The 706-nt window shown below is 56.8% G+C and carries 1 protein-coding gene; it reads left to right on the top strand.

Annotation, left to right across the window (positions count from 1 at the left end; genetic code table 11):
* The first annotated feature begins 273 nt into the window (after positions 1–273).
* Positions 274–654, top strand: a complete 381-nt coding sequence (locus E1297_RS01040; RefSeq protein WP_155132796.1) for a hypothetical protein — start codon at positions 274–276, stop codon at positions 652–654.
* The last annotated feature ends 52 nt before the right edge of the window (positions 655–706 follow it).

Below are 706 nucleotides of genomic sequence, written 5' to 3'. Positions count from 1 at the left end.
GGGAAACAGGAATTCCCGCTTGCGCGGGAGTGCCTTGTATCCCGGACATGAAGGACTCGTTTTTATGGCGCAGCTTGATAAAAATCCTTACAGGAGGGAATTTTCAAATCGAATCCCGTTTCCCCCTCAACGCAAGTGCGTCGTGCGCCGTGACGAAACCCGGACGAAGCGCTGTTTTTGCCGGCGTGCTTGTTTCGTGTGTGTTGCGGTCCTACGATTCCATTAGGGCGCACCTTGGCGCCGGAATGAAAGTCAAAAGACGGAGACACAAGAATGCGCAAGTATGTAGACAGGGTTCGCGCCTTGCCTCTGGCGCTGGCCGCAGTCGCGATGATCGGGATTGCCGAGGCTCGTGCAGAGGCAGAGACCGTTGGGGATGCGGCCGGGGACCTTATTGATGATATCGAATTTGTCGGAAAGCTCGCTGTGGCAGGTGGATTTCTAATGGGCCTTGTCATGGTCGCCACTGGCCTCCTTAAGCTGAAGGCTGCCGCCGAATCCCAGGGTGGCCAGGTCAAATACTCTGAGGGGATGTGGCGCCTTGCCGTCGGCGCTGGGCTCGTAGCGATTCCAGCCCTGACAGGCATGCTCACACAAACACTCGGTTTCGGTTCGACTGACGGCATTTCTGCACGCGGAGATGCGAACTTCTAAGTCCTGGCAGCCCTTTCAAAGGGCTGCTAGGGGGTGATATCGAAGGCAATCG

This window comes from Roseibium sp. RKSG952, from assembly GCF_009711355.1.
The sequence above is the reverse complement of the archived record's forward strand: the minus strand, read 5'-3'. Positions and strand labels throughout refer to the sequence as shown.

Excerpts from the sequence above, each read along its gene's own strand:
- E1297_RS01040 (WP_155132796.1), top strand. The coding sequence starts at position 274 with ATGCGCAAGTATGTAGACAGGGTTCGCGCCTTGCCTCTGGCGCTGGCC.